The organism is Pseudacidovorax sp. 1753 (genome assembly GCF_040544975.1).
Taxonomy (GTDB): Bacteria; Pseudomonadota; Gammaproteobacteria; order Burkholderiales; family Burkholderiaceae_C; genus Xenophilus.
Genome location: NZ_JBEPKY010000003.1, coordinates 234,072 through 259,957, shown reverse-complemented (window position 1 = coordinate 259,957; position 25,886 = coordinate 234,072). Strand labels below are relative to the sequence as shown.

The following is a 25,886-nucleotide window of genomic DNA, read 5'->3' as shown; positions in this document are numbered from 1 at the left end:
TCAGTCGAACTTCACGCGCGGATCCACCCACACGTAGCAGAGGTCGCTGATCAGCTTGGTCACCAGGCCGATCAGCGTGAAGAGGTAGAGCGTGCCCAGCACCACGGGATAGTCGCGGCGGATCACGCTCTCGTAACTGAGCAGGCCCAGGCCGTCGAGCGAGAACAGCGTCTCGATCAGCAATGAGCCGGTGAAGAAGGCACCGATGAAGGCGGCCGGGAAGCCCGTGATGATGGGGATCAGCGCATTGCGCATGACGTGCTTCCACAGGATCTGCTTCTCGCGCAGGCCCTTGGCGCGGGCCGTCAGCACGTACTGCTTGCGGATCTCTTCGAGGAAGGCGTTCTTGGTCAGCATGGCCGTGACGGCAAAGCTGCCCAGCACCATAGCCGTGATGGGCAGCGCGATGTGCCACAGGTAGTCAACGATTCGCGCGCCCCAGGACATCTGCTCCCAGTTGGCCGAGGTGAGCCCGCGCAGCGGAAACCACTGCAACTGGCCGCCAAAGATCACGAGAAGGGCCACGCCAAGTACGAAGCCCGGAATCGCATAGCCCACCAGCACGAGCAGCGTTGTCACGAAGTCGAAGCGCGTGCCCGCCCGCACCGCCTTGGCGACGCCCAGCGGCACGGCGATGAGGTAGCTGATGAAGAAGGTCCACAGGCCCAGGCTGACAGACACCGGCAGCTTCTCCTTGACCAGGTCCCACACCGCCTTGCGCTGGTAGAAGCTCTGGCCGAGGTCGAAGCGCGCGAAGGCTTTAAGCATCTGCCAGAAGCGCTCGGGCGCCGGCTTGTCGAAGCCGTAGAGGGCCTTGATCTCGGCCACCTGCTGCGCGCTGAGCCCTTGCCGGCCGCGGTAGGCCGACCCACCGGCAGAAGGCCCCTCGCCCCCGGCCGATCGGCCCTGCAGTTGCGACACCATCTGCTCGACCGGACCGCCCGGCACGAACTGGATGACCGCGAAGCTCACCAGCAGCACGCCCAGCAGGGTCGGCACCATCAGCAGCAGACGTTTGAGGATGTAGATGGGCATGCCGCGCTGCCTACTTGTTGCTGGGGGACGCCCACCACGTTGCCGCGGCCCAGCTGTCCGGTTCGTAGTAGGGCGGGACGCTCGGCGGCAGCACGAAGCCGGCGGGCCGGTAGCCCACCAGGAAGCCACTGCTGTACCACTGCGGGATGCCGTAGTAGCCGTTGGTGAGCACGCGGTCGAGCGCGCGCATGGCGGCGCCCAGCTCGTCGCGCGTGGTGGCGGCCAGCACGCGGCGAATGAGCGCGTCCACCGCCGGATCCTTCAGGCCCCAGTAGTTGGCCGACCCATGCGTGCCGGCTGCTTCGGAGCCGAAGTATTCGAGCAGTTCGCTGCCCGGCGTGGTCCGTGCCGGGATGCGGATGCTGCCGAGCTCGAAATCGAAGTCGTTCATGCGCTGCTGGTACAGCGCACCGTCGACGTTGCGCACCGTCATCTGGATGCCCAGCTTGGCCATGGCGGCCTGCATCGGCAGCACCAGCCGCACGCCCGAAGGCTGGGCGTTGAGGTATTCGAGCGCGAAGGCTTCGCCCTTGGCATTGCGCAGCGCGCCGTCGCGATAGGTCCAGCCCGCTTGGGCGAGCAGATCGCGGGCCTTGCGCAGGTTCTCGCGCAGGCTGGAGGGCGGCACGGTGCTGGGCGACAGCGGCACCGGCCCGAAGACCTCGGGCCGGAGCTGGCCGCGCAGCGGCTCCAGCAAGGCCAGTTCATCGGCGCCCGGGAGGCCCTTGGCCTGGAAGGGGCTGTTGGGAAACCAACCCTGCACGCGCGTGTAGATGCCATAGAACATCTGGCGGTTCAGCCATTCGAAGTCCATGGTCAGGGCCAGCGCCTGGCGCACCCGCACGTCCTGCAGCTTGGGGTTGCGCAGGTTGAAGATGTAGCCCTGGTAGTCGCCCGGTGCCCCGCTGGGAAAGACCTGCTTCTTCACCTCGCCGCGGTCGAAGGCGCGGCCGGTGTACTGGCGCGCCCAGTTGCGCGAGATGAACTCGCGCTTGAGGTCGTACTCGCCCGCCTTCAGGCCCTCGAAGCGGGCCGTATCGTCCAGGTAGAGCTTGTAGGTGATGCGGTCGAAGTTGTACTGCCCGCGGCGCACCGCGAGGTCACGCCCCCAGTAGTTCTTGTCGCGCACGTAGGTGATGTCACGGCCCAGCCGGGCGCTGGATGGCCGATACGGACCAGAGCCGATGGGCAGTTCGGTGATGACTTGGTCGAAGGGCTTGCCCTGGCCCCAGCGCTGGCTGAAGACCGGGATGCCACCGGCCAGCAGCGGCAACTCGCGGTTGTCCGAATCGAAGTCGAAGCGCACCACGCGCTCACTGACGGCCTTGACGCTGCGGATGCCCGCCAGCAGCGTGCGGTACTGCGGCGCCGCCTGCTTGCTGATGAGCGTACGCCACGAATACACGACGTCTTCGGCCAGCACTGGCGTGCCGTCGCTGAAGCGCGCCTCGGGCCGCAGGCGGAATACGGCAGAGCGATGGTCGGGCGCCACCTCCACATCCTCGGCCAGCAGGCCGTAGGCCGTCGAGGGCTCCTGCAGATTGCCCACGAGCAGCGACTCGAGCACCAGGTCCGTGAGGCCTGCGGGCGCGGTGCCTTTGAGTGTGAAGGGATTGAACTTGTCGAACTGCGTGACCGCGATCGGCGGCACCAGCCGGATCTCCCCGCCCTTGGGTGCGTCCGGATTGACGTAATCGAAGTGGGTGAAGCCGGCGGAGTACTTGATGTCGCCGAACTGGGCATAGGCGTGCGCACCCCACACGGGCAGCGCCGCAACCAGGAGGGCCGGGAGCAGCCAGAGTCGCATGCGAGAATTCTGCCCAAGTTTTTCTCAAGGCAGACCCATGGGCTTTCTCAGCGGCAAGAAACTTCTGATCACCGGCGTCCTCTCCAACCGTTCCATCGCCTACGGCATCGCCAAGGCCTGCCATGCGCAAGGCGCAGAACTCGCCTTCAGCTACGTGGGCGAACGCTTCAAGGACCGCATCACCGAGTTCGCTGCCGACTTCGATTCCAAGCTGGTCTTCGACTGCGACGTGGGCGACGATGCCCAGATCGCCAAGCTGTTCGAGGACCTCTCGCAGACCTGGCCCAAGTTCGACGGCTTCGTCCACAGCATCGGCTTTGCGCCGCGCGAGGCCATCGCCGGCGACTTCCTCGAAGGCCTGTCGCGCGAGGCTTTCAAGATCGCGCACGACATCAGCGCCTACAGCTTCCCGGCCATGGCCAAGGCCGCCCTTCCCTACCTCAACGACCAGGCCGCGTTGCTCACGCTGACCTACCTGGGCGCCGTGCGCGTGGTGCCCAACTACAACACGATGGGCCTGGCCAAGGCCAGCCTGGAAGCCTCGGTGCGCTACCTGGCCGGCTCGCTGGGCCCCAAGGGCGTGCGCGTCAACGGCATCAGCGCCGGCCCCATCAAGACGCTGGCTGCCAGCGGCATCAAGGGATTCGGCAAGCTGCTGCCCGCAGTGGCGGCCGTCTCGCCCATCCGCCGCAACGTGACCATCGACGACGTGGGCAATGTGGCGGCCTTCCTGCTGTCCGACCTGGCCGGTGGCGTGACCGCCGAGATCACCTACGTGGATGGCGGCTTCAGCAACGTGGTCGGCGGCATCGACGAGCCGTCCGAAGGCTGATCATCCATCTCCTCGCGTGACGGTCATGTGGCGTCGCGGTTTTCTGCTGGCGACGTTGTCGGCCGCCCTGTGCGCGCCGGCATGGGCCGCGCCGCCTGCCCTCATGCTGGCAGAGGTCTGGCGCCCGGGCATGCCGCTCGACGGCTACTGGGTCAGCGAGAAGTACGACGGCGTTCGCGGCTTCTGGGACGGGCAGGCCTTGTGGACGCGCGGCGGCGAGCGTATCGCCGCGCCGGCGTGGTTCACGGCCGGCTGGCCGCAGCAGCCCATGGATGGCGAGCTCTGGGCCGGCCGCGGGCGCTTCGAGCATGCCTCCGGCACGGTACGCAGCCAGGCACCTGACGATGCAGCGTGGCGCGCCATGCGCTTCATGGTCTTCGACCTGCCCGCCGAATCCGGTGACTTCGACCATCGGCTGCAGGTGCTGCAGCGGCTGCTGCCGGTCAAGGCCACCCCCTGGCTCGAGCCCGTTCGGCAGGAACGCGCCACCACGGCCGAGGCACTCCGGCGGCAGCTCGACGCCACGGTGCGGGCTGGCGGCGAAGGACTGATGCTGCATCGGGGCAGTTCGCTCTATGGCGCAGGCCGCAGCGCGGACCTGCTCAAGGTCAAGCCCTACGATGATGCCGAGGCGGTGGTGCTCGCGCACCTGCCGGGCCAGGGCCGGCATGCGGGCCGGATGGGCGCGCTGCAGGTGCGAACGCCCGAAGGCCTGGTCTTCAAGCTGGGCGGTGGCTTCACCGATGCACAGCGCGACGATCCGCCGCCGGTGGGCAGCACGGTGACCTACCGCTACAACGGGCTCACGGCACAGGGCGTTCCACGCTTCGCGCGATTCATGCGCGTGCGCACGGACCGCTGAAGCCCGTGGAGCCCAATCCGCCGCCCTCGCCGCCACGGCAGTACGAGGCGCCGCGCCATCTGCGTGGCCCGGCGCGCTGGCTGATGATGGCGCTGGCCGTGGTGGCGTTGGCCCTGGCCGTGGCCGGTGTCGTCCTGCCGGGCCTGCCGACCACGCCCTTCGTGCTGCTGGCCGCCTGGGCGGCCGCCCGCAGTTCGCCGCGGCTCGCGGGCTGGCTCGAAAGGCATCCGCTGTTTGGGCCGCTGATCTTGAACTGGCGCGCCGGCGGCCGCGTCAGCCGACGGGCCAAGCGCAGCGCGGCGGCGGCCATGGTCGTGTGCGCCGTCGTGCTGATCTGGCTGTCGCCCTCCCGCTGGGGGGCCGCCGCAGGGATCGGCGCCATGGCCTGCGTGCTGATCTGGCTCTGGCGGCGGCCGGAGCCTTGAGACTCGGATCGTGTCAGCGGCCGGGGGCATCGACGTGGATGGCCGCCTCGGCGGCACGCCAGGCTCGCGTCGCGCGCCGACAGGGGTTCAGGCCGACGGCCGTTCGCCGCGCGCCATCCGCGCGTCGATGTCGTCCAGCAGCGGCATCAGTTCCGCCACGCTGTCGATCACGTAGTGCGCCCCGGCGCTCTTCAGCTCCGCCGTCGCACGGGTGCGCACTGCTGTCTGGCCTGCGGCATCGAGCGCCTGCCACTCGGCCAGCGTCAGGCCCGCCGCATTGCCGCTGATCGCCAGCCCCACTGCCCAGGCGCCGGCATTCAGGCCCTCCTGCACGCCCACGCCGGTGTCGTCGACCTTCACCACCGTATGGGCCGGCCACACGCCGAGGTCGGCGAAGCAGCGGTACATCATCAAGGGCGAAGGCCGGCCGGCCGCCAGGTCGCCCGCGCACACGAGGTTGTCCGGCACATAGCCGGCTTTCGCGGCGATGGGCGTCACCACCTCCATGATCGGCCGGTTGTAGCCGGTGGTGGAGCCGATGCGCAGGCCACGCGCACGCACGGCGGCCACGGTGTCGAGCGCGCCCGGGATGAAGTCGCAGAAGTCGGGCACCACGGCCGCGTTCATGGGCGTGAACACCTCGTAGAGCTCGTCGATGTCGGCCCGCGTGAAGCCGCGGCCGAAGCGCGCCTCCCACTGGGCCGCCACGCTTGGCAGTTGGCTGAGCGCATGAATGTGGTCCCACTTGGCCACGCCCATGGGGCCGCGCGCCTCGGCGATGCTGAGGTCGATGCCGTAGCGCTCGAACAAGCGCACGAAGGCGCCCATGGGCGCGCAGGAGCCGAAGTCGATGATGGTGCCGGCCCAGTCGAAGACGACGGCCTGGAGTTTTTGCTGGTCAGTCATGGGATATGCGGAGGTCCGGCCTACCAAGCGGCGAAGACTTCTTCGGCGATGCCGAAGGCCGTGCTGGCGCCGGTGCCGCTGGTGACGATCACCAGCCGGGTGGCGTCGTCCGGCGCGTCGATCAGGCAGTCAGTGTCGGGCGACGAGGGATAGGTGCCCACCCAGCGTTGGGTGACGGTGTAGTCGGGCAGGTGCAGCGCCTCCTGCATGTGACGCAGCATCAACGCGTCTACCTGCGTGTCGGCGAAGGGTTCAAGCACCGGGCCGTAGTGGTGGGAGTCCCCCACCACCAGCGAGCCGTCGGCGCTCTGCACCACGATCAGGTGGATGCCATGAGCCAGCGACCCGCCCTCCTCCGCCTCCAGCTGGGCCCGCAGCGCCTGCGCCGCCGGCAGCTTGCTGTAGCCGTGGTAGCGCACCAGGCTCAGGTCGGCCATGACCGAGCCGGGCAGCTTGAACCCCTTGGGTGGCTGAACACGCAGCATGTGCAACTGACACAGCTGCAGGCGATGCGGCGCCAGCCGCTCGGCAAACAGGCCGTTCAGTTCGATGTTGGTGCAGACGACCACGCGCTCCGCATGCAGCGTGGCGCGGGCGGTGCGCACGCGCGGCGTCGCCACCTCCAGCACCTGTTCGCTGAAGCGGAAGACCACGCCATGCGCCTCGGCCAGCCAGGCCGCCAGCAGGCCGATGGCGGTGCGCGACTCCACACGCGCCTCGTGCGGGCTGTAGAGGACCGCACGGGCCGGGCCTTCGGGCCCGTCCAACCGCAACGTCGGTGCGCGCTGCGCGGCCTCGGCCACGTCCAGCAGTTCGCAGCCTTCGGCCATCTCGGTGTCCATGAACTGCTCCAGCACCGCCAGCGCCTTGTCGCGGAAGGCCGTGAGGTACAGGCCCTGGTGGACCACCTCGACGCCAGCCTGCGGCGCCACCTCGCCCCACACCTCGCGTGCGCGTCGGGCGCGGCGCCAGGTGTCGCCGGCGCCCTGTCCGGTCACGGTCACGAAGCCGAAGTTGCGGATGGACGCACCGACGCAGGCGGCGTCCTTCTCGATCACGCAGACATTGAAGCCGCGCCGCGCGGCGGTGTACGCATGGGCCAGGCCGACGATGCCGGCACCGACCACGATCAGGTCGAAATGGGTGTTGCTCATTCGTGGGAATCCCTTTGGCTCATCGCAGCCGCCAGCGCTGGGTGCGGCGGTCCACCCAACGGCCGAGCAGCAGGTACAGCACGTTCACGATCGCCGAGGTCCCGGCGATCAATACCGCCATGGCGGCGGCAGCGCCGATCTCGCCCGCCTCGTCGAGGTTGAGGATGGCGACCGAGGCCAGGCGCGTCTCGGGCGAGTACAGGAAGACGACCGCCGAGATGGTGGTCATCGCGTTGATGAAGAAGTAGCGCGACACGTCCAGCAGCACGGGCAGGCAGATCGGCAGCGTGACGCGGCGCACGGTGGTGAACACCGGCACCTTGAGTGAGGCGGCGACGGCCTCGAACTCGCCGTCGATGGCCTTCAGGGCCGTCACCATGGTCAGGTGACCCGTCGTGTAGAAGTGCACCACCGTGCACAACACCAGCAGGCCCATGGTCTGGTACAGGCCATTGAGCGGGTTCCACGGCGCGTTGAAGAAGAAGATGTAGCCCAGGCCGAGGACCAATCCCGGCACCGCCATGGGCAGCATGGCCATCAGCCGGATCAGGGGACGCAGCACATCCAGGCCGCGCGTCTTCTCCAGCAGGTAGGCGCCGCAGAACACCACGGCTGTGCCGACCACGGACGTACAGGCTGCCAGCAGCAGGCTGTTGAGCACCGCGCCGCCCAGTTCGGCATCGACGATGCCGGCGACGTAATGGTCGAGGCTGGGCGTGAGGTTGTAGGGCCACAGCTTGGCAAAGGAAGCGAACACCGCCATGCCGAACATCGCCACCATCAGTGCGCACACGAGCAGGCAATAGGCAGTCATGGCAGCATCGAAGCCCTTTGCAGGCCGGGGCGCCAGCGCCACGGCGCGCGCCGTGAGCATGGCCGTCTGCTTGCGCTGCACCAGGTGATCGACCGCGAAGGTCAGCAGCGCGGGCGCCAGCAGCAGCAGGGCGACGACGGCGCCACGCTGGAAGTCCTGCTGGCCGATCACCAGCTTGAACACGTCGGTCGCCAGCACGTTGAAGTTGCCGCCGACCACCTTGGGGATGCCGAAGTCGGTGATGACCAGCGTGAACACCACCAAGGCGGCGGAGATCAGCCCGTACTTCGCGCCCGGGAGCGTGATGGTGAAGAAACGCCGCAGGGTGCGCGTGCCCATCGCGTCGGCGGCTTCATAGAGCCGTGCGTCGGCCAGCGACAGCGCCGTCACCAGAATCATCAGCGCATGCGGAAAGGTGGCGAAGCATTCCGCCAGCACGATGCCCGGCGCGCCATAGATGCTCTCGAAGCCCAGCGCCTGCCACAGCCCCTTGGCCGCGCCCTGGTTGCCGAACCAGTAGATCAGCGAGATGGCCGACAGCAGCGAAGGCGCAAGCAGGGGCAGCAGCGTGATGCTGCGCAGCAGGCCCTTGGCGGGCATGCAGCTGCGCGTGAGCGCATAGGCGAAGCCGAAGGCCAGCGGGATGACGAGCGCCGTCACCAGCGCGGACACCCACAGGCTGTTCCAGAGGCTGCCCAGCAAGGCGGGCGATGCGAGGTAGGCACGGAAGTGGCCCCAGCCCGAGCGCCCCTCAGTCTGCTGCAATGCCTGCGACAGGATGGCGCCCAAGGGCAACAGCAGGCCGATGACCAGCAACAGCGCCACGGCCACCAGCAGCAAGTGCGCCACACGGTCGCTCCAGTGCACATACAGCCGGACGGCCGGCAGGCGGATCGCGGTCTGCATGCTCAGGCCTCCGCCGCGGGGAAGGCCCGCAGCCGGTCCAGCCGCAGCGCGAAGCGCAACCGACGGCCCTGCTGCACGCCGAACTCGTCCTTCTGGTTGAGCGAGAACTGCAGCTGCAGCGGCCCCGGCAGCCCCTCCACCACCAGCTCGGCCAGGCAATTGCCGCCGAGGAACTCGATATGCGCCACCGTGCCGATGCACAGGCCCGGATGGTCGGCGTCGAAGCCGGTCATCGCCCGGTCTTCCGGACGCAGGTAGAGCATCACTTCCCGGCCCGGTCGGTAGTCGGCGCCGTGGCCAGCCTCGACCTGCCAGCGCCGGTCGCCGCACCGGAACCAGCGCCCGCCCTCGGCCACGGCGGGCAGCCGGTTGACCTTGCCGACGAACTCGGCCGCGAAGGGCGTCGCGGGCTCGCGATAGACCTGCAACGGCGTGCCCACCTGCTCGATCACGCCATGGTTCATCACCACGATGCGGTCGGCGATGGACAGGGCCTCTTCCTGGTCGTGCGTCACCATGATGGTGGTGACGCCCAGCCGGCGCTGCAGCGCACGGATCTCGTTGCGCAGGTGCACCCGCACGATGGCGTCGAGCGCCGACAGGGGCTCGTCCAGCAGCAGCAGGCCCGGCGAGGCGGCCAGTGCGCGCGCCAGCGCTACCCGCTGCTGCTGGCCGCCGGACATCTGCGCCGGGTACTTGCCGCCGCTGCCGGGCAGGCCCACGAGCTGCAGCAGTTCGTCGACACGCGCGGCGATGTCCTTGCGCGGGCGCCGCTGGTTGACCAGCCCATACGCCACGTTGTCCGCAATGCTCAGGTTGGGAAAGAGCGCATAGGACTGGAAGACGATGCCGTAGTCGCGCTGTGCAGGCGGCAGGCGCGAGATGTCGGTACCGCCCTGCCAGAGCTGGCCGCCCGTCTGCACTTCCAGCCCCGCGATGATGCGCAGCAAGGTGGTCTTGCCACAGCCCGAGGGGCCGAGGAAACACACCAGCTCGCCCTGCGGAATGGTCAAGTCGATGGACTCCAGCGCCGTGAAGGCGCCGAAGCGCTTGTGCACACCCTGCAGCCGCAGGTAGTCGGGCTGGGGCACGCTTTCAACCAGGGACAGCGGCGCCGGCGCAGCACCCATGCTGCGGTCGGCCGCATGGACATGCGCCGGCGCGTTCATCACTTCTTCGCCTCGCTCTTGGCGTCGTAGCGGCGCGTCCACTCGGCCAGGGTGCGCTCGCGGTTGGTGGCGGACTTCTCGAAGTCCATCTTGATCAGGCGGGCCTCGTAGTCGCCGGGGATGCCCGCCAGCTTGGGGGCCACGCCCGGCTGGGCAGTCACGGCGAAGTTCTTGCCGTAGAGCAGCATGGCGTCCTTCGACGTCGCCCAGTTCGCCAGCTTCTTCGCGGCGTCCAGCTTCTTGGTGCCTTTGTAGATGCCGACGGCCTCCAGGTCCCAGCCCAGGCCCTCCTTGGGGAACACCAGCTCGATGGGCGCGCCCTTGGCCTTGTTGGTGTAGCCGCGGTACTCGAAGGAGATGCCCGCCACGTATTCGCCGGAGGCCGCCATGTTGCAGGGCTTGGAGCCGGAGTGCGTGTACTGCGCGATGTTCTCGTGCAGCGCATCCATGTACTTCCAGCCGCCGCCCTTGCCGGCGTCGTCGCCCCACAGTTGCAGCCAGGCCGCGACGTCGAAGTAGCCGGTGCCCGACGAGGCGGGGTTGGGCATCACCACCTGGCCCTTGTACTCGGGTTTGGTGAGGTCCTTCCAGGTGGTGGGGACGGGGATGTTCTTCTTCTTGGCTTCGACCGTGTTGAAGCACACGACGGCACCGAACACGTCCATGCCGACCCAGGCGGGCGGGTTCTTCTTGTCGCGGTACTGCGGCATCACCGCGTCCAGGTTCAGTGGCGCATAGGGCTCGAGCATGCCCTGCTTGTCGAACAGCGCCATGCTGGAGGCGGCCACACCCCACACCACATCGGCCTGCGGATTGGCCTTCTCGGCCAGCAGCTTGGCAGTGATCACACCGGTGGAGTCGCGCACCCACTTGATCTCGATGTCGGGCTCGACCTTGTTGAAGGCACTCTGGTAGGCCTTGAGCTGGTCGGTCTCCAGCGCGGTGTAGACCGTCAGCTGGGTCTTCTGCGCGAAGGCCGCGCCGGTAGCGGCCAGGCCGATGAGGGCGGTCGCGATGGTCTTGACGGAAAAGTGCATGGGCAGGCTCCTCGATGAAATGACCGGGCGAATGTGCCGCCGCGAAACGACATCTTCGTGACACGGTCGCCAAGCAAAATCGGGGCCTGCTCCACCTCTTTGTCTATTGTTCTTTGTAGATCGTAGACAATCTACGCTCTCGAACCTACCATCGCGCCATGCCTGCCGCCCCTGCCAAGAAGGTCTCTTCCCATCCCGTCATCGCACAGCTTCAGTGCCATTCGCTGGCGAATGTGGTGCAGGCAGAAATCGAACGCATGATCCTGGACGGCGAGCTCGGCCCCGGCGCCAAGCTCACCGAGGCCACGCTGGCCGACCAGTTGGGCGTCTCGCGCGGGCCGGTGCGCGAGGCCTTCCGCATGCTGGAGGAAGGCGGCCTGGTACGCACCGAAAAGAACCGCGGCGTCTTCGTGCGCGATGTGCCCATCGAGGAAGCGCTGGAGATCTTCGAGGTGCGTGCCGTGATGGACCTGTATGTGGGCCGCAAGCTGGCCGAGACAGCCGCCCCGGCCCAGGTGCGCGAACTGCGGCAGCTGGTCGAGGCCATGGACCAGGCGGTGAAAGCGGGCGACGCCAAGGACTACCACCGCTTCAACCTCGCCTTCCATGACCGCCTGCTGGAGCTGGCCGGCAACGCCAAGCTGGTCGCCACCTATCGCAAGCTGGTGAACGAGCTGTCGCTGTTCCGCCGGCAAAACCTCACCGACGAATCGATGGCCGTCTACTCGCGCGAGCATCGCGCCATCCTCAAGGCCATCGCCTCCGGTGACCCGGATGCCGCGGGCCAGGCCATGTACCAACATGTGATGAACAGCCGCGAGCGCACGCGCCTCAACTGGGAGAAACAGCGCGGCTCGACCACGGGCAGCGGCGCTGCCTCGCTCGCCGCGTCCTGAGGCCCGCCATGTTGACCCTTCACGACATCGAGAACCTCTTCGCGCGCCGCGGCGCCGAGCAGTACAGCGGCGAACCCGTGACCCAGTTGGAACATGCGCTGCAGAGTGCCTACCTGGCCGAGCAGGAAGATGCCGACGACGCGCTCGTCACGGCCGCCCTGCTTCACGACATCGGCCACCTGCTCAACGACCAGGGCGAGACGCCCACGCTGCGCGGCATCGACGACCGGCACCAGTTCCATGCCCTGCCCTTCCTCCGCGGGCTCTTTCCGGATCGGGTCCTCGACGCCATTGCCTGGCACGTCGACGCCAAGCGCTACCTGTGCGCGACCCGTCCGGACTACTGGGCCGCCCTCTCGGACGACTCCAAGCGCAGCCTGGTTCTACAGGGCGGCGTATTCAGCGACGAAGAAGCCATGCGCTTCATGCAGCGCCCGCATGCGCAGGAGGCGGTCCGCCTGCGGCTGTGGGACGACACGGCCAAGCAGGCCGACCTCGCCACCCCCGACCTGCCGCACTACCTGGCGCGCGCGCGTCGCTGCATGCTGGCCCCAGGCGCATGACGCTGACGGGCCCTGTCGCGCTGGCCGTGCTGTTCGGCGCGGTGCTCCATGCCAGCTGGAATGCACTCATCAAGTCGGCGTCGGACAAGTCGCTGGACACGGCACTGATCCACAGCCTCGGACTGTTCATCGCGCTACCCATCCTGGCCTTCACCGGCCTGCCGGCCACCGCTTCGTGGCCTTATCTGGCCGCCTCGGTCGTGATCCATGTGGGCTACTACGTGGCCCTGGCCGGCGCGTACAAGCACGGTGACCTGGGGCTGGCCTACCCGGTGATGCGCGGCAGCGCGCCACTGCTGGTGGCCCTCAGCAGCCTCACGGTGATGGGCGAGCGCCTCTCGGGGCTCGCATGGTTCGGTGTGGCCGGCATCTGTGCTGGCGTACTCACGCTCGGTCTTTCACCCGGTCATCTGCACACGTCAGGGCACCGCGGCAAGGCCCTGGGCTTCGCGCTGGCCAACGCCTGCATCATCGCGCTCTATACGGTCGTGGACGGCCTCGGCGTGCGGGCCAGCGGCAACGCCGCCGCATACGTCGCCCTGCTCTTCGTCTTCGACGGCCTGCCCTTCATGCTGCTGGTGCTGTGGCGGCGCGGTCCGCAGGGGCGGCGTGATGCTCTCGCCTACATGCGTGGCCGCCTGGGTGTGGCGTGGCTGGGCACGGCGGCCTCGCTGGCCAGCTATGGCATCGCGCTCTGGGCCATGACGCGGGCGCCCGTGGCGGTGGTGGCGGCACTGCGCGAGACCTCGGTGCTTTTCGCCGCGCTCATCGGCACGCTGTGGCTGCGGGAGCGCTTCGGGCTGCAGCGCGCCCTCGGTACCGCCGTGGTGGTCGGCGGCGTGATGGCACTGCGGTTCGGATGACACGGGCGCGCAGCGCACAAAAGGCGGCGCCCCGTCGAGCACAGGGTCAGCGCTTGACGCAATCCGCGTAGTAGCGCTTCTTGCCCTTCTCGTCCACGCGGGCCACCAGGCCGTGGATGTCGGTCTCGAACCCCGGGCACTCCAGGTTGAACTGGCGCGCGAACTTCAGGTAGTCCACGATCTTCTTGTTGAAGACCTCGCCCGGGATCAGCAGCGGAATGCCGGGCGGATACGGCGTGATCAGGCTGGTGGTGATGCGGCCTTCGAGGTGGTCGATCTCCACGCGCTCGGTCTTGCGGTGCGCGATGTGGGCGAAGGCCTCGCTGGGCTTCATAGCCGGCTCCAGGTCCGACAGGTACATCTCGGTGGTCAGCCGGGCGATGCCGTACTTGGCATACAGCTCGTGCACGCGCTGGCACAGGTCGCGCAGGCCCATGCGCTCGTAGATGGGATGCTGCTGGCAGAACTCCGGCAGGATGCGCCACATGGGCTGGTTGCGGGCATAGTCGTCCTTGAACTGCTGCAGCGCCGTCAGCAGCGTGTTCCAGCGGCCCTTGGTGATGCCGATGGTGAACATGATGAAGAAGCTGTACAGGCCCGTCTTCTCCACGATCACACCATGCTCGGCCAGGAACTTGGTGACGATGCTCGCCGGGATGCCGGTGGGCGCGAACTTGCCGTCGAGGTCCAGGCCGGGCGTCACGATGGTCGACTTGATCGGGTCGAGCATGTTGAAGCCGTCGGCCAACTTGCCGAAGCCGTGCCAGTTGCGCGCGCCGTTCTTCTTGCCGCCGTTGCCGGCGCGGGTCTCGCCCTTGATGATCCAGTCGTCGGCGCGACCGATGCCTTCCTCGACCAGGTGCTCCGGGCCCCAGACCTTGAACCACCATTCGTCCTTGCCGAACTCCTCCTCCACCTTGCGCATGGCGCGACGGAAGTCCAGGGCCTCGAGGATGCTCTCTTCCACCAGCGCGGTGCCGCCGGGCGGCTCCATCATGGCGGCCGCCACGTCGCAACTGGCGATGATGGCGTACTGCGGGCTGGTGGACGAATGCATCAGGTAGGCCTCGTTGAAGAGGTCCCGGTCCAGCTGGCGGTTCTGCGAGTCCTGCACCAGCACATGGCTGGCCTGGCTGATGCCGGCCAGCAGCTTGTGCGTGGACTGGGTGGCGAACACCAGCGATTCCTTGGGCCGCGCACGGCGCTTGCCCATGGCGTGGTACGGCCCGTAGAAGGGATGGAAGGCCGCATGCGGCAGCCAGGCCTCGTCGAAGTGCAGCGTGTCGACGTAGCCGTCGAGCATCGTCTTGATGGTCTCGGTGTTGTAGATCACGCCGTCGTAGGTGGACTGCGTGAGCGTCAGCACGCGCGGCTTGACGGTGTCGGCGTCGACGTCCTTGAGCAGCGGGTTGGCGCAGATCTTGGCCTTGATGGCCTCGGGCTCGAACTCGCTCTTGGGGATCGGGCCGATGATGCCGTAGTGGTTGCGCGTGGGCTTCATGAACACCGGGATGGCGCCGGTCATGATGATCGCGTGCAGGATCGACTTGTGGCAGTTGCGGTCCACCACCACCACATCGCCGGGCGCCACCGTGTGGTGCCACACCATCTTGTTGGACGTGGACGTGCCGTTGGTGACGAAGAAGCAATGGTCGGCGTTGAAGATGCGTGCCGCATTGCGCTCGCTGGCGGCGACGGGGCCCGTGTGGTCCAGGAGCTGGCCCAGTTCTTCCACCGCATTGCAGACGTCCGCACGCAGCATGTTCTCGCCGAAGAACTGATGGAACATCTGACCGACGGGGCTCTTGAGGAAGGCCACGCCGCCCGAGTGGCCCGGGCAGTGCCACGAATAGGAGCCATCTTCCGCGTAGTCGATCAGTGCCTTGAAGAACGGCGGCTGCACCGTCTCGAGGTAGCTCTTGGCCTCGCGGATGATGTGCTTGGCCACGAACTCCGGCGTGTCCTCGAACATATGGATGAAGCCATGCAGTTCGCGCAGGATGTCGTTGGGCAGGTGCCGGCTGGTCTTGGTCTCGCCGTAGATGTAGATCGGCACGTCGGTGTTCTTGCGTCGCACCTCGCCGATGAAGGTGCGAAGGTTCAGCACGGCCGGGTCGAGGTCTGGGCCGATGGTGAATTCCTCGTCGTCGATCGACAGGATGAAGGCGCTCGCCCGGCTTTGCTGCTGCGCGAACTGCGACAGGTCTCCGTAGCTGGTCACGCCCAGCACCTCGAAGCCCTCGCTTTCGATGGCCTGGGCCAGGGCGCGGATGCCCAGTCCGGAGGTGTTCTCGGAGCGGAAGTCCTCGTCGATGATGACGATGGGAAAGCGGAATTTCATGGGCTGTCGGGCTCCGGCTTTTGGGGGGTGCGCAAAGAAGGCGCGAAGTGTAAGGAATCCAGATGACGGCCGCGTCATGCGACGTGCCCCAGAATGTGGGGCTTCCCGCCACCTCTTTGCTGTAGGAACTCGTCCATGGCTCAATCGACGCTCTGGTGGCTGCTGGCCGGTGCAGCCGTCGCGCTGGAACTGGTCTCCGGCACCATCTACCTTCTGCTGACGGCCGTAGCCTTCGCGGCCGCGGCCGTCGCAGCGCATCTGGGTGCCGCGCTGCCCGTCCAACTGGTCGTGGCCGCCGTGGTCGGCGTGGGCACGGTGGGCGCCTGGTATCTCAAGCAGCGCGCGCGCCCCGCTGGACCGCCGCCGCAGGCCAGCCCCGACATGAACCTCGACATCGGCGAACGCGTGCAGGTCGACGCCTGGCTCGCGGATGGCACGGCGCTCGTGCGTCACCGGGGTGCGCAATGGACGGCCGTGCTCCGCGCCGGCGGCCGCGGCCAGCCGGGAGCGCACCGCGTCGTCGAGTTGCAGGGCAACCGTCTTGTGCTGGAGCCTCTCTGATCATTCGGGACTGCGCCGAGCTCGCGGAACCTTTCAATCTCACTTCATCGAACTGCCATGGAAATCGCCCTCGTCATCCTGGTCATCGCCGTCATCTTCATCTGGCAGTCCATCAAGTTCGTGCCCCAGCAGAACGCCTGGGTCCGTGAACGGCTGGGCAAGTACCACAGCACGATGACGCCGGGGCCCAACTTCCTCATCCCCTTCATCGACCGCGTGGCCTACAAGCACAGCCTGAAGGAGATCCCGCTCGATGTGCCCAGCCAGATCTGCATCACGCGTGACAACACGCAGTTGCAGGTGGACGGCATCCTCTACTTCCAGGTGACCGATCCGATGCGGGCGAGCTACGGCTCCTCCAACTACATCGTGGCCGTCACCCAGCTGGCGCAGACCTCGCTGCGCAGCGTGATCGGCAAGCTGGAACTGGACAAGACCTTCGAGGAGCGCGACATCATCAACGCCCAGGTCGTGGCCGCCATCGACGAGGCCGCGCTCAACTGGGGCGTGAAGGTGCTGCGCTATGAGATCAAGGACCTGACGCCGCCCGCCGAGATCCTGCGCGCCATGCAGGCGCAGATCACGGCAGAGCGCGAGAAGCGGGCGCTGATTGCCGCCTCCGAGGGCCGGCGCCAGGAGCAGATCAACATCGCCACTGGCGAACGCGAGGCCTACATCGCCCGCTCCGAGGGCGAGAAGCAGGCGGCCATCAACAACGCACAGGGCGAGGCCGCCTCCATCACCGCAGTGGCCGAGGCCACGGCGCTCGCGATCGAGCGCATCGCGGCCGCCATCCGGCAGCCAGGGGGCGATCAAGCCGTGCAGTTGAAGGTCGCCGAGCGCGCCGTCGATGCCTACAGCAAGGTCGCGGCGGACGCCAAGACCACCCTGATCGTGCCCAGCAACATGACCGACACCGCCGGATTGATCGCCTCGGCGATGCAGATGGTTCGCGCGGGCCGCAGCGGCTCAAATCCGGGTTAGAATCATGGGCTCCACGGAGCGGTGGATGAGTGGTTTAAGTCGCACGCCTGGAAAGCGTGTGTGGGTTAATAGCCCACCGCGGGTTCGAATCCCGCCTGCTCCGCCAAATACGAAACCCGTTGCATGCGCAACGGGTTTTTTTATGTCTGCAGCGCTGCCATCTGCTCCCCAGAGATGCTCCACTTTTGCGCAATTGTCGACTGTCTTAATTTTTGCGCACACTTTTGTTTACAGCGCAACGAGGGCGAGTTCACAATCGCGAAACAGCACGTAAGGAGCGCAACAGCATGGACAGCAGGTCAAACAGCGGCGCGGGTGATGGGGGTTCGGATCCGCGCGGGGGATCCACGGAATCCGGAGGAGGCGATCTCCGGCACCTTTTCCAATCCAAGATGTCCGAGGGTGCCAAGCGCAACTATCTGCTGAAGTTGCGAAACGCCGCGTTCGGACGTCTGCGCGAGCGCTCCGCCCGCAAACGCCAAGTCTGATCCGCCTCGCGCCAGAGTGCGCAGGCTGCCCTGACAGTCGCCCCGCCAGGCCTCCTGCGCTGCCAGACACGACCCGGCACGCACAGCCGTCCAGGATCGGTCGCGGTGCGGCACCGGTACTCGCGCGCGAATCCGCGCCGGCCTATTGATTCCTCGCACCGCCGCAACCCGAAGGCATGGCGCCACCACGCGCTGAGCCACTCCTGCAGACGCCCTGCCCCGCCTGTTGAAACGCCCGTGGTGCGTGGGGCAAGAACTGCCCGAAAGAATGGCCGCCCCGTAACTCCGAGGCAACGGCCAAGGCATGACCAATGACGAACTCGCAGCCAAGCTCAACACGCTGCGCAACGAAGTACTGACGATGCGACTTGAACGGCGGGGACTGCTCTTCGCCCTCATGGCCATCATTTCGACCCACCCCCGGCACGAAGACTGCCAGTTCCTGCTCGACCACTACCTGAACGGCCACCTGGAAAAGTCCGAGACGGGGCGATCGCTGCCGGATGGCGCCAGGGAACATCTGCGGGCCTACGTGCGCTCCCTCCAGGACGCCGCGTCGCCCCATACCCCGGAGGCCGTCCAGGCCCTGCGCTCCAAGCTCTTCCCATGGGAAAGCGATCCGCCGTGACATGGAGGCCTCCGCTGCCGCACGACGGGCACACCTGCCGATAGGATGGCGGGCCGGCACGCCACGGAAGCCTCACTCGGCTCGCCGCTGGCCCGTGCTCCCCCGCCACCTCAACCCGTCGACCGACTGGGACCAACGTCGCCTCATGAAAATCGCCACCTGGAACGTCAACTCTCTCACGGCCCGCCTGCAGCATGTGCTGGATTGGCTGATCGCCAACCCCGTCGATCTCCTGTGCCTGCAGGAGCTCAAGATGACCGACGACAAGTTTCCGCTGGAGGTGCTCAAGTCCGCCGGCTACGAGGCCGCGAGCTTCGGCCAGAAGACCTACAACGGCGTCGCGCTGCTGAGCCTGTCGCCGCTGCGCGAGGTCCAGCGCAACATCGGCGGCTTCGAGGACGAGCATTCGCGCGTGATCAGCGCGACCGTCGACACGCCCACCGGCCCGCTGCGCGTGGTCAACGGCTACTTCGTCAACGGCCAGGCGCCGGGCTCCGACAAGTTCGCCTACAAGATGCGCTGGCTGGACGCACTGCGCGACTGGCTGCGCGCCGAGATGGCCGCACATCCGCGGCTGGTGCTCCTGGGCGACTTCAACATCACGCCGGAGGACCGTGACAGCTACGACCCGGTGGGCCTCAAGGAGACGATCCACCACACGACCGAAGAGCGTCAGCATTTCCAGGCGCTGCTGCAACTGGGCCTGGTCGACGGCTTCCGCCTGTTCGAGCAGCCCGAGAAAAGCTTCTCGTGGTGGGACTACCGCATGCTCGGCTACCAGAAGAACCGTGGCCTGCGCATCGACCACATTCTGGTCAGCGAGCCGCTGGTTCCCGAGGTGCGTTCATGCACCATCGACCGTGTGCCGCGCAAATGGGAGAAGCCCAGCGACCATGCCCCCGTGGTGATGGAGTTGGGCGGCTGAGCTTGTACCGCGGGCCGGCAGTGCCGGACGCGATCAGGCGTCGTCCTGATCCAGTCCGAGTTCGGCGATCTTTCGCGTGATGGTGTTGCGGCCGATGCCGAGCTTCTGCGCCGCCTCGATGCGGCGGCCACGCGTGAAGGACAGTGCGGTCAGGATGAGATGCGATTCGAAGCGCCGCGAGAGGGCATCCCAGACGTCCGGCTGACCGGCCGCCAGCATCGCCTGCGCTTCCGCGTCGAGCCCCTGCTCCCAACTGGCCGTCGCAGCCGCGGCCACCGTCGCCATGGGCGTCGCCGCTGGAGCCGCTGCGACCATTGGCATGGACACCGGCATTGCCGCGGCAGCGCCAGCGGCAGGCTCGAAGGCGGCCGTCTCCACCGGCGTCGTGACGGACGGCACGCCCGCCTGGAGCGGCGCGCCTGTGCCGAGGCCCGCCTCCGACGCCGCGTTCGACAGCACCTCGGGCGGCAGGTCCTTCGGCTCGATCAACTGGGCTGGCGCCATCACCGTGAGCCAGTGGCAGATGTTTTCCAGCTGCCGCACGTTGCCCGGGAAGTTGAAGGCCGACAGCTGCGACAGGGCCGCATCGGAGATGCGCTTGGGCTCCACGCCCAGTTGCTTGGCACTTTGCTGCAGGAAGTGGCGCGTGAGCGAAGGCACGTCCTCCTTGCGCTCGCGCAAGGCCGGCAGCCGCAGGCGGATGACGTTGAGGCGGTGGAACAAGTCCTCGCGGAACACACCCTGCTTCACCCGCTGCTCGAGGTCCTGGTGGGTGGCCGCGATCACGCGCACATTGGCCTTGACCGCGTTGTGCCCGCCGACCCGGTAGAAGTGCCCGTCCGACAGCACGCGCAGCAGGCGGGTCTGCAGATCGAAGGGCATGTCGCCGATTTCGTCGAGGAACAGCGTGCCGCCGTCGGCCTGCTCGAAGCGGCCGCGGCGCATGGTCTGTGCGCCCGTGAAGGCGCCGCGCTCATGGCCGAAGAGCTCGCTCTCCAGCAGGTCCTTGGGGATCGCCGCCGTATTGATGGCCACGAAGGGCCCGTTGGACCGAGGCGAATGCTTGTGCAGCGCGCGCGCCACCAGTTCCTTGCCCGAGCCCGATTCGCCGGTGATCAGCACCGTCACATTGCTCTGCGACAGGCGGCCGATGGCGCGGAACACGTCCTGCATCGCAGGCGCCTGGCCGAGCATCTCGGGCGTGGCCTGCATGCGCTCCTCGGCCACCTCCTCGCGCTGGCTCTCGTCCACCGCGCGGCGGATGAGCTCGACCGCACGCGGCAGGTCGAAGGGCTTGGGCAGGTACTCGAAGGCGCCCCCCTGGAAGGCCGACACGGCGCTGTCCAGGTCGGAGAAGGCCGTCATGATGATGACCGGCAGGCCGGGATGCTTCTGCTTGATCTTGTCCAGCAGGTCCAGGCCCGAACCACCCGGCATGCGGATGTCGCTGACCAGCACCTGCGGTCCCTGCATCTCGTCGTCGTTGGCGGCTTCGAGCGCGGCGAGGACTTCGCGGGTATTGGTGAAGCTGCGCGTCGGCAGGTCCTCTCGCAACAGCGCCTTTTCAAGCACGAAGCGTATCGATTGGTCGTCGTCCACTATCCAGATCGGCTTCATGCAGCTCCTTGTTGTCCTTTCCTGCTACGGCAGCGGTATCAATATCGTGAAGTCGGTACGGCCGGGCACGCTGTCGCATTCGATGACCCCATGGTGCTGTTGCACGAAGGTCTGCGCCAGCGTCAGGCCCAATCCGGTTCCGCCTTCCCGGCCCGAGACGAGCGGATAGAAGATGCGGTCCTTGATCGAGTCCGGGACGCCCGGGCCGTTGTCGATGACATGCAATTCCAGTGCCAGTCGCCACCACTGCTTGTTGAGGATGACCTGGCGGGCGATGCGCGTGCGGAAGGTGATGCGTGCATCGCCGGCCGCACGGCGCTCGGCCAGCGCCTGCGCCGCGTTGTGCGCGATGTTGAGCGTGGCCTGGATCAGCTGTTCGCGGTCCCCGCGGAACTCGGGAATGGACGGATCGAAGTCGCGCTCGACCTCCAGGTCATGCGGAAACTCCGCCAGCAGCACCGAGCGCACGCGCTCGCAGACCTCGTGGATATTGACGTCGCCCACCACATGAGGCCTGCGGTGCGGGGCCAGGAGGCGATCCACCAGCGATTGCAGGCGGTCGGCTTCATGGATGATGACCTGCGTGTACTCGATCAGGTCGCGCGACTCGATCTCCATCTGCAGCAGTTGCGCCGCGCCGCGGATGCCGCCCAGCGGGTTCTTGATCTCGTGCGCGAGGTTGCGGATCAGCTCCTTGTTGGCCTGGGCCTGGTCGAGCAGCCGCACCTCGCGATCCTGCCGCACCTGCTGCTCCTGCGGCGACATCTCCAGCAGCAGTTCGGCCTTGCGGTCCGTCTGGGCCAGCGTGACCTGCACGGGCAGCGGCTCCTGCGTACCACGGCGCAGCTGTGCTTCGTAGCGCAACGTGGCGAAGTCGTTGGTGCGGGCGCCATCGATGGCCGTGCGCAAGGTCCCGGCATCGACGAAGAAGTTGCCCAGGGCTGCGCCTTCGAGCGTGCGACGCGATGTGCCCAGCGCATCCTCCAGGGCCGAATTGGCGAAGACGATGGTGCCGTCGTGGCGGATCACCACCACCAGGGTGGCAAGCAGATCGAAGGCCTGGAAGCGCTTGCTGGCGCGCGCAACCGTACCGAAGGCCATCAGCGCGACGCCGGCAGGCGGTCCAGTTCACGGCGCAGACTGGCCAAGTCGGCCTCGTTGCGCGCAATCTCGGCCTTCATCTCGGCCACGCGGTCCAGGTACTTCTGGTAGTTTCGCGCCTCGCTGCCCTGCTTCTCCGGCTCGCCGTTGTTGTAGTCCTTCATCAGTTCGGACTGGCGCGCCTCCAGCCGGCGCAGTTCGCCTTCAAGCACGCGACGGGCGTCGCTGTCGCGCGCCCGCTGCTCCGGCGAATCGACGCGAGGGCCGCTGCCGGCGGGCCGCGGGGAGGCGGTGGACGAAGGGGTGGACGCGCCGGCGGGCCGCGTCCCTTGCACGACGGTCACATTGCCGCCTTCGACGACCTTGCAGCCACGGCGTTGCGCATCGGCGGCGTTGTTGGTGTATTCGTTGCCGCAGCGCCAGATGCGCTCCTGCGCCTGCACGCCAAGAGAGCCGCCGAGGCCGAGCAACACAAGAAGAGGCAGGTAGGGTTTCATCATCGCGACCGGAGAGAAAGAGCTTGGCGCGCCATGGGCGATGCCACGCAACATTGTCTTGCAATTGGAAGACAGGCCGGCAGGCCGGTTCCCGCACCAAAGAAAAAGGACGGCCCGGGGGCCGTCCTTGTGCGCGATACCGCCGGGCGCCGAAGCGCCCGTGGCCATCACAGCGAGTAGTACATGTCGAACTCGACCGGGTGCGGAGCCATGCGGAAGCGCGTGACTTCGCCCATCTTCAGGTCGATGTAGGCGTCGATCATGGAGTCGGTGAACACGCCGCCCTTGGTCAGGAAGGCACGGTCCTTGTCGAGGTACTCGAGGGCTTGGTCCAGGCTGTGGCAGACGGTCGGCACCAGCGCGTCTTCTTCGGGCGGCAGATGGTACAGATCCTTGGTGGCGGCTTCGCCCGGGTGGATCTTGTTCTCGATGCCGTCCAGACCAGCCATCAGCAGGGCCGAGAAGCACAGGTACGGGTTGGCCGAGGGATCGGGGAAGCGCGCTTCGATGCGGCGACCCTTCGGGTTGGCGACGAAGGGGATGCGGATCGAGGCCGAGCGGTTCTTGGCCGAGTAGGCCAGCTTCACCGGCGCTTCGAAGCCAGGGACCAGCCGCTTGTAGCTGTTGGTGCCGGGGTTGGTGATGGCGTTCAGTGCACGGGCGTGCTTGATGATGCCGCCGATGTAGTACAGGGCGGTGTCCGACAGGCCGGCATAGCCGTCGCCGGCGAACAGGTTTTTGCCGTCCTTCCAGATGGACTGGTGCACGTGCATGCCGGAGCCGTTGTCACCGGCGTACGGCTTGGGCATGAAGGTGGCGGTCTTGCCGTAGCTGTTCGCCACGTTCCAGACCACGTACTTCAGGACCTGCGTCCAGTCGGCGCGCTCGACGAGTGTCGAGAACTTGGTGCCGATCTCGTTCTGGCCAGCGCCAGCCACTTCGTGGTGGAACACTTCGACCGGGATGCCCAGGCTTTCCAGCACCAGCACCATCTCGGCGCGCATGTCCTGGGTGCTGTCGACCGGCGGAACGGGGAAGTAGCCGCCCTTGGTGGTGGGACGGTGGCCGCGGTTGCCGCCTTCCATCTTCGCGCCGCTGTTCCAGGGGGCTTCGTATTCGTCGATCTCGCTGAACACGCGGCCGGCCTCATTGCTCCAGCGCACGCTGTCGAAGATGAAGAACTCCGGCTCGGGACCGAAGTAGGCGGTGTCGCCCAGGCCGGTGGACTTCAGATAGGCCTCGGCCTTCTTGGCGACCGAGCGGGGGTCGCGGTCGTAGGGCTTGCCGTCGGCGGGCTCGAGGACGTCGCACTGCAGGAACAGCGTCGTCTCTTCGTAGAAGGGGTCGATGTTGGCCGTGCTCGGGTCGGGCATCAGCTGCATGTCGGAGGCTTCGATGCCCTTCCAGCCGGCGATCGAGGAACCATCGAAGGCATGACCCGCGGTGAACTTGTCTTCATCAAAGGCCGAAACCGGCACGGTGACGTGCTGCTCCTTGCCGCGGGTGTCGGTGAATCGGAAGTCGACGAACTTGACCTCGTTTTCCTTGACGAGTTTCATGACGTCGGCGACGGTCTTTGCCATCAGGTTCTCCTGGGGGATTGGAAGGGTTGACGAAATTTGCGAGCAGGACGAACGCAGGTTCTATGCCATTTTCATTCGTTGTCCTACGCGGCACGTACGGCAGCGTTTGACGCTGGCGGTAGTAGCGTATGCACCGATATGATGCATCACAACTCAGCGCACCAATTCTGCGCCTATTGATGCACCAAAGTCGGACACACCTTGTTTCAGGCGTGCATATGCCGGTTCAAGTTGGCGCGTCTCGCCCTTGACGCCGAGTTCGATGTGGCGGCCGTACTTCGGGTGATCCACACTGGGCAGACTGAATACCTTGATGCCCGAGAACTCGCGCTCGACCGCCTCCATGAGGGGCGTGAGGCTGGCTTCCATCGCACCGAAAACGATCAGCGAACGCTCGGCGATCGCCACCTCACGGTGCAGGGGCGCGTAGCGTTGGTCCAGCACCCACTCGACCATGGGCCACGCCATGACAGGGAAGCCCGGCACGAAATGCACATCGCGGACGCTGAAGCCGGGGATCTTGTTGTACGGGTTGGGGATGATTGAGGCCCCCTGCGGAAACACGCCCATATTGAGGCGATGCACGTTGTCGGCGCGGTCGGGCTCGTAGGGCACCCCCTGCTCGCGTGCGGTGTCCTGCATACGCTCGCGAATCAATTCGGCGGCCTCGGGGTGGAGCGCGAGGGGCACGCCGAGCGCCGCGGCTGCGCACTGGCGGGTGTGGTCGTCGGGTGTGGCCCCGATGCCGCCGGTTGAGAAGACGATGTCGGACCCGGCGAACGCCCGTCGCAGGGCCGCCGTGATGCGCGCGGGATCGTCGCCAACGTATTCGGCCCACGACAGCGACAGCCCCCGCGCACCGAGCAATTCGATGACGCGGGCCATGTGTTTGTCGGTGCGCTTGCCCGAGAGGATCTCGTCGCCGACGATGATCAGGCCGAAGGCGGGGCGTTCAGTGGAACTCATGGTGCGGGGGGATCGGAGGAAGGCAGGGCCGGCGGGGCGACGTCAGGCGGCGATCCCGCGGACGGAAGCAGTGTGGATGGCCCAGCGCCCGCCGCCTCCCGCCGCAGCTGCGACAGCGCCTCCAGCGCGTAATGGGCGAACCAAAGGGCGGAGAAGGCGAACACCAGCGTGTAGATCCACATCGCCACGGGAATCAGGATGAAGAAGGCCGCCGCGAACACCAAGCCGGAGGCCCAGACGATGCTCGGCGCCGCGCCGAGATAGCCGCACAGGATGCCGATGGTGAGCAGGCGCAGTCGATGGCGGCGCACGATGATGCGCCGCTCGTCTGCACTGGCATGCTCCGCCAGGGCGTCGAAACTCATCACGCGGCAGGTGAGCCAACCCCAGATCAGCGGTGGCAGCACGAGCACCAGCGGCGGCACCAGCCACAGCGGCATCGACACGAGCAGGGCCACCACAGCTGCCACCGTCAGCGCCACCGAGCGCACCACGCTGGCAACCATGCCTGCACCGTGCTTCTTTTCCAGGGTCGGAAAGCGCCGTTCGGCCACGAGACGCGTCAGTGCGGGCGCCATGAAGGCCGCCACGACGACCAGCGACACCATCGCCAGCACCGGGGTTGCGGCCAGCAGCACGATCAGGGGCGCCAGCAGGTTGCGGACATCGCCGACGAAGAGACGTTGGAGCCAGTTCCAGAAGCCGGCCAGCAGGGGCCAGGCATCCAGCGCGCCGCGCATCCAGCCGACCGCAGGCTCCCAGTAGAAGTAGGACAGGCCCACCGAGGCCGCCACCATCAGCGCCAGCGGCACGAGCGACAGCAGGATGACACGCGGATGCAGGCAGTAGGCGGCCGCGCGCCAGCAGGAATCAGCGAGAAGACGCATCGGCGCGCAGCATAACCGCTGCCCGTGCGCCCTCGATGG

24 protein-coding genes and 1 tRNA gene are annotated in these 25,886 nt (G+C 67.1%); 11 read left to right on the top strand and 14 right to left on the bottom strand.

Annotated elements, in window-relative coordinates; genetic code table 11:
• Both ABIC63_RS05550 and ABIC63_RS05545 read right to left on the bottom strand, forming a co-directional pair.
• Complete coding sequence (locus ABIC63_RS05550) at positions 1-1,035, bottom strand: microcin C ABC transporter permease YejB (protein WP_294365011.1); 1,035 nt, start codon at positions 1,033-1,035, stop codon at positions 1-3.
• A gap of 10 nt (positions 1,036-1,045) precedes the next feature.
• On the bottom strand, positions 1,046-2,842 hold the full coding sequence (locus ABIC63_RS05545; protein ID WP_354318987.1) for an extracellular solute-binding protein: 1,797 nt from the start codon (positions 2,840-2,842) through the stop codon (positions 1,046-1,048).
• Positions 2,843-2,879: 37 nt separating this feature from the next.
• On the opposite strand from ABIC63_RS05545, the gene fabI reads away from it, so the two are divergent.
• The 3 genes from fabI to ABIC63_RS05530 are packed head-to-tail and all read left to right on the top strand — an operon-like array spanning position 2,880 to position 4,961.
• Positions 2,880-3,674, top strand: coding sequence for an enoyl-ACP reductase FabI (gene fabI / locus ABIC63_RS05540; protein WP_017762261.1), 795 nt, complete (start codon positions 2,880-2,882; stop codon positions 3,672-3,674).
• Positions 3,675-3,699: 25 nt separating this feature from the next.
• The gene (locus ABIC63_RS05535; protein ID WP_294365927.1) at positions 3,700-4,536 is read left to right on the top strand and encodes a DNA ligase; all 837 of its coding nucleotides are present in this window, start codon (positions 3,700-3,702) and stop codon (positions 4,534-4,536) included.
• A gap of 5 nt (positions 4,537-4,541) precedes the next feature.
• Positions 4,542-4,961 carry a YbaN family protein gene (locus ABIC63_RS05530; RefSeq protein ID WP_294364998.1) on the top strand — a complete coding sequence of 140 codons (420 nt, stop codon included), beginning with the start codon at positions 4,542-4,544 and terminating at the stop codon, positions 4,959-4,961.
• 87 nt (positions 4,962-5,048) lie between these two features.
• Here ABIC63_RS05530 and phnX read toward each other — a convergent pair whose 3' ends face one another.
• From phnX to ABIC63_RS05505, 5 genes are read right to left on the bottom strand one after another with little or no spacing between them, the layout of a single operon-like run.
• Positions 5,049-5,867 carry a phosphonoacetaldehyde hydrolase gene (gene phnX, locus ABIC63_RS05525; RefSeq protein ID WP_294364997.1) on the bottom strand — a complete coding sequence of 273 codons (819 nt, stop codon included), beginning with the start codon at positions 5,865-5,867 and terminating at the stop codon, positions 5,049-5,051.
• 20 nt (positions 5,868-5,887) lie between these two features.
• Entirely contained in the window at positions 5,888-7,021 is a 1,134-nt protein-coding gene (locus ABIC63_RS05520; protein WP_354318986.1) for a TIGR03364 family FAD-dependent oxidoreductase, read from the bottom strand.
• 19 nt (positions 7,022-7,040) lie between these two features.
• A complete protein-coding gene (locus ABIC63_RS05515) occupies positions 7,041-8,741 on the bottom strand; it encodes a putative 2-aminoethylphosphonate ABC transporter permease subunit (RefSeq protein ID WP_354318985.1) in 1,701 nt (566 codons plus the stop codon).
• 2 nt (positions 8,742-8,743) lie between these two features.
• Positions 8,744-9,871: a putative 2-aminoethylphosphonate ABC transporter ATP-binding protein gene (locus ABIC63_RS05510; protein ID WP_354319036.1), complete on the bottom strand. Its 1,128-nt coding sequence runs from the start codon at positions 9,869-9,871 to the stop codon at positions 8,744-8,746.
• Positions 9,872-9,909: 38 nt separating this feature from the next.
• Positions 9,910-10,947 carry a putative 2-aminoethylphosphonate ABC transporter substrate-binding protein gene (locus ABIC63_RS05505; RefSeq protein WP_294364991.1) on the bottom strand — a complete coding sequence of 346 codons (1,038 nt, stop codon included), beginning with the start codon at positions 10,945-10,947 and terminating at the stop codon, positions 9,910-9,912.
• A 158-nt stretch (positions 10,948-11,105) separates the two neighbouring features.
• On the opposite strand from ABIC63_RS05505, the gene ABIC63_RS05500 reads away from it, so the two are divergent.
• The 3 genes from ABIC63_RS05500 to ABIC63_RS05490 are packed head-to-tail and all read left to right on the top strand — an operon-like array spanning position 11,106 to position 13,269.
• A complete protein-coding gene (locus tag ABIC63_RS05500; protein ID WP_354318984.1) occupies positions 11,106-11,843 on the top strand; it encodes a phosphonate utilization associated transcriptional regulator in 738 nt (245 codons plus the stop codon).
• Positions 11,844-11,851: 8 nt separating this feature from the next.
• Entirely contained in the window at positions 11,852-12,406 is a 555-nt protein-coding gene (locus tag ABIC63_RS05495) for a phosphonate degradation HD-domain oxygenase (RefSeq protein WP_294364985.1), read from the top strand.
• Positions 12,403-13,269 (top strand): EamA family transporter, encoded by an 867-nt coding sequence (locus tag ABIC63_RS05490; protein ID WP_354318983.1) that lies wholly within the window; start codon positions 12,403-12,405, stop codon positions 13,267-13,269. Before ABIC63_RS05495 ends, ABIC63_RS05490 begins: the two co-directional genes overlap by 4 nt.
• Positions 13,270-13,315: 46 nt before the next feature.
• On the opposite strand, the gene ABIC63_RS05485 is transcribed toward ABIC63_RS05490, so the two are convergent.
• Entirely contained in the window at positions 13,316-15,610 is a 2,295-nt protein-coding gene (locus tag ABIC63_RS05485) for an Orn/Lys/Arg family decarboxylase (RefSeq protein ID WP_354318982.1), read from the bottom strand.
• Positions 15,611-15,745: 135 nt separating this feature from the next.
• Between ABIC63_RS05485 and ABIC63_RS05480 the strand changes: the two genes are divergently transcribed.
• The 5 genes from ABIC63_RS05480 to xth all read left to right on the top strand — a co-directional run bounded on the left by ABIC63_RS05480 (position 15,746) and on the right by xth (position 19,196).
• Positions 15,746-16,171: an NfeD family protein gene (locus ABIC63_RS05480; protein ID WP_114804118.1), complete on the top strand. Its 426-nt coding sequence runs from the start codon at positions 15,746-15,748 to the stop codon at positions 16,169-16,171.
• Positions 16,172-16,228: 57 nt separating this feature from the next.
• The gene (locus ABIC63_RS05475; protein WP_294364976.1) at positions 16,229-17,155 is read left to right on the top strand and encodes an SPFH domain-containing protein; all 927 of its coding nucleotides are present in this window, start codon (positions 16,229-16,231) and stop codon (positions 17,153-17,155) included.
• A gap of 15 nt (positions 17,156-17,170) precedes the next feature.
• Positions 17,171-17,261: transfer RNA gene (locus ABIC63_RS05470), tRNA-Ser, on the top strand.
• 686 nt (positions 17,262-17,947) lie between these two features.
• Positions 17,948-18,271, top strand: coding sequence for a hypothetical protein (locus tag ABIC63_RS05465; protein WP_234194213.1), 324 nt, complete (start codon positions 17,948-17,950; stop codon positions 18,269-18,271).
• Positions 18,272-18,416: 145 nt separating this feature from the next.
• A complete protein-coding gene (xth, locus tag ABIC63_RS05460; RefSeq protein WP_294364973.1) occupies positions 18,417-19,196 on the top strand; it encodes an exodeoxyribonuclease III in 780 nt (259 codons plus the stop codon).
• A 33-nt stretch (positions 19,197-19,229) separates the two neighbouring features.
• On the opposite strand, the gene ntrC is transcribed toward xth, so the two are convergent.
• From ntrC to ABIC63_RS05430, 6 genes are all read right to left on the bottom strand, one after another.
• Complete coding sequence (gene ntrC, locus ABIC63_RS05455; RefSeq protein WP_294364972.1) at positions 19,230-20,813, bottom strand: nitrogen regulation protein NR(I); 1,584 nt, start codon at positions 20,811-20,813, stop codon at positions 19,230-19,232.
• A gap of 24 nt (positions 20,814-20,837) precedes the next feature.
• Positions 20,838-21,914: a nitrogen regulation protein NR(II) gene (glnL, locus tag ABIC63_RS05450; RefSeq protein ID WP_114804115.1), complete on the bottom strand. Its 1,077-nt coding sequence runs from the start codon at positions 21,912-21,914 to the stop codon at positions 20,838-20,840.
• Positions 21,914-22,411 carry a hypothetical protein gene (locus ABIC63_RS05445; protein ID WP_294365923.1) on the bottom strand — a complete coding sequence of 166 codons (498 nt, stop codon included), beginning with the start codon at positions 22,409-22,411 and terminating at the stop codon, positions 21,914-21,916. The genes glnL and ABIC63_RS05445 overlap by 1 nt, the downstream gene beginning before the upstream one ends.
• 167 nt (positions 22,412-22,578) lie before the next feature.
• The gene (gene glnA, locus ABIC63_RS05440) at positions 22,579-23,994 is read right to left on the bottom strand and encodes a type I glutamate--ammonia ligase (protein ID WP_234194210.1); all 1,416 of its coding nucleotides are present in this window, start codon (positions 23,992-23,994) and stop codon (positions 22,579-22,581) included.
• Between the two features lie 153 nt (positions 23,995-24,147).
• The gene (locus tag ABIC63_RS05435) at positions 24,148-24,960 is read right to left on the bottom strand and encodes a competence/damage-inducible protein A (protein WP_294364964.1); all 813 of its coding nucleotides are present in this window, start codon (positions 24,958-24,960) and stop codon (positions 24,148-24,150) included.
• A complete protein-coding gene (locus ABIC63_RS05430; protein WP_354318981.1) occupies positions 24,957-25,847 on the bottom strand; it encodes an EI24 domain-containing protein in 891 nt (296 codons plus the stop codon). Before ABIC63_RS05430 ends, ABIC63_RS05435 begins: the two co-directional genes overlap by 4 nt.
• Positions 25,848-25,886 lie beyond the last annotated feature (39 nt).

What these genes read in the sequence shown, in the direction of transcription:
- ABIC63_RS05480 (WP_114804118.1), top strand. Translation starts at nt 15,746, where the DNA reads ATGGCTCAATCGACGCTCTGGTGGCTGCTGGCCGGTGCAGCCGTCGCG.
- ABIC63_RS05550 (WP_294365011.1), bottom strand. Translation starts at nt 1,035, where the DNA reads ATGCCCATCTACATCCTCAAACGTCTGCTGCTGATGGTGCCGACCCTG.
- ABIC63_RS05495 (WP_294364985.1), top strand. Translation starts at nt 11,852, where the DNA reads ATGTTGACCCTTCACGACATCGAGAACCTCTTCGCGCGCCGCGGCGCC.
- ABIC63_RS05545 (WP_354318987.1), bottom strand. Translation starts at nt 2,842, where the DNA reads ATGCGACTCTGGCTGCTCCCGGCCCTCCTGGTTGCGGCGCTGCCCGTG.
- ABIC63_RS05445 (WP_294365923.1), bottom strand. Translation starts at nt 22,411, where the DNA reads ATGAAACCCTACCTGCCTCTTCTTGTGTTGCTCGGCCTCGGCGGCTCT.
- phnX (WP_294364997.1), bottom strand. Translation starts at nt 5,867, where the DNA reads ATGACTGACCAGCAAAAACTCCAGGCCGTCGTCTTCGACTGGGCCGGC.
- glnL (WP_114804115.1), bottom strand. Translation starts at nt 21,914, where the DNA reads ATGGCCTTCGGTACGGTTGCGCGCGCCAGCAAGCGCTTCCAGGCCTTC.
- glnA (WP_234194210.1), bottom strand. Translation starts at nt 23,994, where the DNA reads ATGGCAAAGACCGTCGCCGACGTCATGAAACTCGTCAAGGAAAACGAG.
- ntrC (WP_294364972.1), bottom strand. Translation starts at nt 20,813, where the DNA reads ATGAAGCCGATCTGGATAGTGGACGACGACCAATCGATACGCTTCGTG.
- xth (WP_294364973.1), top strand. Translation starts at nt 18,417, where the DNA reads ATGAAAATCGCCACCTGGAACGTCAACTCTCTCACGGCCCGCCTGCAG.
- ABIC63_RS05430 (WP_354318981.1), bottom strand. Translation starts at nt 25,847, where the DNA reads ATGCGTCTTCTCGCTGATTCCTGCTGGCGCGCGGCCGCCTACTGCCTG.
- ABIC63_RS05500 (WP_354318984.1), top strand. Translation starts at nt 11,106, where the DNA reads ATGCCTGCCGCCCCTGCCAAGAAGGTCTCTTCCCATCCCGTCATCGCA.
- ABIC63_RS05515 (WP_354318985.1), bottom strand. Translation starts at nt 8,741, where the DNA reads ATGCAGACCGCGATCCGCCTGCCGGCCGTCCGGCTGTATGTGCACTGG.
- fabI (WP_017762261.1), top strand. Translation starts at nt 2,880, where the DNA reads ATGGGCTTTCTCAGCGGCAAGAAACTTCTGATCACCGGCGTCCTCTCC.
- ABIC63_RS05435 (WP_294364964.1), bottom strand. Translation starts at nt 24,960, where the DNA reads ATGAGTTCCACTGAACGCCCCGCCTTCGGCCTGATCATCGTCGGCGAC.
- ABIC63_RS05510 (WP_354319036.1), bottom strand. Translation starts at nt 9,871, where the DNA reads ATGGGTGCTGCGCCGGCGCCGCTGTCCCTGGTTGAAAGCGTGCCCCAG.
- ABIC63_RS05475 (WP_294364976.1), top strand. Translation starts at nt 16,229, where the DNA reads ATGGAAATCGCCCTCGTCATCCTGGTCATCGCCGTCATCTTCATCTGG.
- ABIC63_RS05490 (WP_354318983.1), top strand. Translation starts at nt 12,403, where the DNA reads ATGACGCTGACGGGCCCTGTCGCGCTGGCCGTGCTGTTCGGCGCGGTG.
- ABIC63_RS05465 (WP_234194213.1), top strand. Translation starts at nt 17,948, where the DNA reads ATGACCAATGACGAACTCGCAGCCAAGCTCAACACGCTGCGCAACGAA.
- ABIC63_RS05535 (WP_294365927.1), top strand. Translation starts at nt 3,700, where the DNA reads ATGTGGCGTCGCGGTTTTCTGCTGGCGACGTTGTCGGCCGCCCTGTGC.
- ABIC63_RS05505 (WP_294364991.1), bottom strand. Translation starts at nt 10,947, where the DNA reads ATGCACTTTTCCGTCAAGACCATCGCGACCGCCCTCATCGGCCTGGCC.
- ABIC63_RS05520 (WP_354318986.1), bottom strand. Translation starts at nt 7,021, where the DNA reads ATGAGCAACACCCATTTCGACCTGATCGTGGTCGGTGCCGGCATCGTC.
- ABIC63_RS05485 (WP_354318982.1), bottom strand. Translation starts at nt 15,610, where the DNA reads ATGAAATTCCGCTTTCCCATCGTCATCATCGACGAGGACTTCCGCTCC.